Origin of the sequence: Arthrobacter sp. NPDC057388 (assembly GCF_042668165.1) — a bacterium.
Classification (GTDB): domain Bacteria; phylum Actinomycetota; class Actinomycetes; order Actinomycetales; family Micrococcaceae; genus Arthrobacter.
The window spans coordinates 1-3,376 of record NZ_JBHVBL010000096.1 but is presented as its reverse complement, the minus strand read 5'-3'; the positions used below and the strand labels follow the sequence as shown (position 1 = coordinate 3,376).

Here is a 3,376-nt window from a genome sequence, read left to right as displayed (position 1 = left end):
CCGCAATGCCGGTGCCCCCGGCCGATCAGCGCGTCATGGGCGATTATCCGTGTCGCGGAGAAAGGGACAGTGCATGAATTTCGCGGTCAGCGCTGAGCCGTGGGACGCCGAGGACGGCGCCAGGCTCCGCAGCATGCAGCGGGCCGAACTCGATGCCCGCTACGGCAGCGACGACCACGAGCCTGGATCCGCGCCCAGCGCCGAGGACATCACCGTGTTCCTGGTGGCCCGGAACCGCGAAGGTACAGCTGTCGCCTGCGGTGCCCTGCGCCGGCTGGACGTGCGGTCCGCGGAAATCAAGAGGATGTTCGTGCTGCCCGAACACCGCGGAAGCGGCGCTGCCATCGCCGTCCTTCGAAGCCTGGAAACCGAGGCAGCCCGTCTCGGACTGAGCGAGCTCAAGCTGGAAACCGGCACAGCCCAGCCCGATGCCATCCGCTTCTACGAGCGTGAAGGCTACCGCCTGATCGACAACTTCGGGCCGTACGCGGGCGAGCCGCTGTCCGTCTGCTACGCCCGCCCGCTCTGAGGCAAGCAGGGGTTTGAAACAGCGGGAAGGACGACGGCGGCCCTCAGCCGAGCGGCCGGCCCGCCATCCGCTCCAGGCGGCTGATGCGGTCCTGCATCGGCGGGTGCGTCGCGAAGAGCTTGCTGAACCCGCCGCCCCGGAACGGGTTGGCGATCATGAGATGCGAGGCATTAACCAGCCGCTGGTCCTGCGGCAACGGCGCCGCCTGGACCCCCTGGTGGATCTTGCGGAGGGCGGAGGCGAGGGCCAGCGGATCGCCGGTCAGCTCCGAACCGTCCTCGTCGGCGTCGTACTCCCGTGTCCGGGAGATGGCAACCTGGATCAGTGAGGCCGCAAGCGGCGCCAGCAGCGCCATGGCAATAAGCGCCAGCGGGTTGGAATTCCGCCGGTCGCCGCCGCCAAAGAACAGCAGCATCTGCCCCACGGAAGTGATGACGCCCGCCACCGCCGCGGCCACGGACGAAGTCAGGATGTCGCGGTTGTAGACGTGCATGAGCTCGTGGCCGAGGACGCCCCGCAGTTCCCGCGGGGTGAGCAGCTGCAGGATCCCCTCCGTGCAGCAGACTGCCGCGTTTTGCGGGTTCCGCCCGGTGGCGAAGGCGTTGGGCGCCATGGTGGGCGAGACGTAGATCCGCGGCATGGGCTGACTGGCCCGGACGGAGAGCTCCCTGACCATCTGGTACAGCTGGGGCGCCTGGGCTTCAGACACGGGGTAGGCCTGCATGGACCGGAGCGCGATTTTGTCGCTGTTCCAGTACCCGTAGGCGGTGGTGCCCACGCCGATCAGCGCCATGATCAGGATCGGGGCAGAGCTGCGGGTATTGGCGGCGATGAGGGCTCCAAGGCCCAGCAGGATCGCCCACAGCACCCCGAACAGCGCTGCCGTTTTCAGTCCGTTGTGGTGATTGTGCACTTTGCCTCCACTGCTCGGAAGTCGGACACTCAAAACCGCACCCGCTACGGAACCGGATTCCGCGCGTCGTACTTCAAGAAGCCGGACTGCCACCGCGCCACCGCCCAGGCCACTACTATGCACAGGACGCCGCCGAGCAGCAGGACCCAGCCCTCACTGAGAATTTTAGTGCCGCCGCCGGCCAGCATGTCGCCAAGCCGGGGGCCTCCGGCGACCACCACAATGAAGACCCCCTGCAGCCGGCCGCGCAGGTGGTCCGGGGTCGCCGCCTGCAGGATGGTCGTCCGGAAAACCGCGCTGATCGAGTCGGAGATGCCGGCGAGGGCGCAGCAGAGCGCGGCAGGAATCAGCCACAGGGTCACCCCCTCCGAGCCGGACCGCCCTGCCAGCACCACCACCAGACCGAAAGCTGCAATGGACGCGCCCCAGCCCATCACGGACCAGACCACTGCGCTCCCCTGCCGGCGGATCGCACCGAGTGGGCCGGAAAAGAGGCCGGCGAGGAAAGCGCCCACCGCCACGGATGCCAGCAGGATGCCCACCGTGGTTTCCCCGCCGCCAATCATGAGGGCACCGACGGCGGGCAGCAGCGCCCGCGGCTGGGCCAGGATCATGGCGATGAGGTCGAGGATGAACGTCATACGCAGGTTGGGCCTCGTGCCCAGGAACCGGAAACCCTCGACGACGGACCGCACCCCGGCCCGCCCCGCCTCCCCGCCCGGCGGCATGGGAGGAAGTTTCAGCAGGGCCCAGAAGGCAAAGACAAAACTGACAACGTCCAGCGTGTACGTCCAGCCGAAGCCGACGCTGGCCACCAGGACGCCGGCGAGCAGCGGCCCCGCCGTCATGGACAGGCCGAACGTCACCATGTTCAGTGCGTTGGCTGCCGGCAGCAGCTCTTTCCGGAGCAGGGCGGGAATGATGGCGCTGCGGGCGGGCTGGTTGATCGCCTGAGCGCCGCTTTGCACGGCGACCAGTCCGTAGAGCAGCCAAACGTTGCCCACTTGGAGCCAGGCCTGGAGTGCGAGTCCGGCGGTGGTCAGCCACAGCACCGCGGACGACAGCAGCGCCACCGTGCGGCGGTCGTGGGAGTCGGCGATGGAGCCGCCCAGCAGGCCGCCCAGCACCAGCGGAACCAAGGCGAAGATACTGAGCAGGCCGACGTACAGGCTGTCCTGGGTGAGCCGGTACACCTCCAGGCCGACCGCCACGAGGGTGAGCTGGCTGCCCACATTGGAGACTGCCGAGCCAATCCACAGCCGCCGGAAATCAGGGCTTTCGCGCAACGGAGTGATGTCAGCCAGAAGTTTTCCCACCCGGCAACTTTAGCCTCAGCAGGAACTTAGCCTCGCCTTATTGTGATCTAGTCAAAATAAGTGCTTCAATGGAGTCATGACCGATCACCCGGAAAGCCACGAAGCATGGGCCGCGGCCCTGCGCGCCCACGGCCGACGGGTGACCAAGCAGCGGCTGGCAGTGCTGGCCGCCGTCGAAAACCACCCGCACTCCCCGGCGGAAAACATCCTGGCGGCTGCCCGCGAGGAACTGCCGGAACTGACGGCGCAGTCCGTGTACGTGGTGCTGGGTGATCTGACGGACCTGCACATGCTGCGCCGGTTCGAACCTCCGCATTCCCCGGCCCTGTATGAGACGCGGGTGGGCGATAACCACCACCATGCGATCTGCATCAGCTGCGGGCGGGTGGAGGACGTCGACTGCGCAGTCGGCCATGCCCCCTGCCTCACTCCGCACTGGAGCGAGGATTCCCAGCCCATGACCATCCAGATCGCGGATGTCATGTACCAGGGGATCTGCGGCGAGTGCCAGCGGGCCCAAAAGCTTCCTGCAAACGTAAATGACAAGTAATCAAGCAATTAGGAGAAAGATGACTTCGAACATCTCTGCGCCTGCCGTGTCCACCACGCAGTCGGGTG

4 protein-coding genes are annotated in these 3,376 nt (G+C 66.9%); 2 read left to right on the top strand and 2 right to left on the bottom strand.

The window, feature by feature from the left end:
* Window positions 1-73 precede the first annotated feature (73 nt).
* Complete coding sequence (locus tag ACFUTU_RS21280) at window positions 74-529, top strand: GNAT family N-acetyltransferase (RefSeq protein ID WP_377967940.1); 456 nt, start codon at window positions 74-76, stop codon at window positions 527-529.
* A gap of 43 nt (window positions 530-572) precedes the next feature.
* On the opposite strand, the gene htpX is transcribed toward ACFUTU_RS21280, so the two are convergent.
* Together htpX and ACFUTU_RS21270 are read right to left on the bottom strand one after the other, a co-directional pair.
* Window positions 573-1,442 carry a zinc metalloprotease HtpX gene (gene htpX / locus ACFUTU_RS21275; RefSeq protein ID WP_377967938.1) on the bottom strand — a complete coding sequence of 290 codons (870 nt, stop codon included), beginning with the start codon at window positions 1,440-1,442 and terminating at the stop codon, window positions 573-575.
* Between the two features lie 44 nt (window positions 1,443-1,486).
* Window positions 1,487-2,758: an MFS transporter gene (locus tag ACFUTU_RS21270; RefSeq protein ID WP_377967936.1), complete on the bottom strand. Its 1,272-nt coding sequence runs from the start codon at window positions 2,756-2,758 to the stop codon at window positions 1,487-1,489.
* 76 nt (window positions 2,759-2,834) lie between these two features.
* On the opposite strand from ACFUTU_RS21270, the gene ACFUTU_RS21265 reads away from it, so the two are divergent.
* Window positions 2,835-3,308, top strand: a complete 474-nt coding sequence (locus ACFUTU_RS21265) for a Fur family transcriptional regulator (RefSeq protein WP_377967934.1) — start codon at window positions 2,835-2,837, stop codon at window positions 3,306-3,308.
* Window positions 3,309-3,376: the final 68 nt, after the last annotated feature.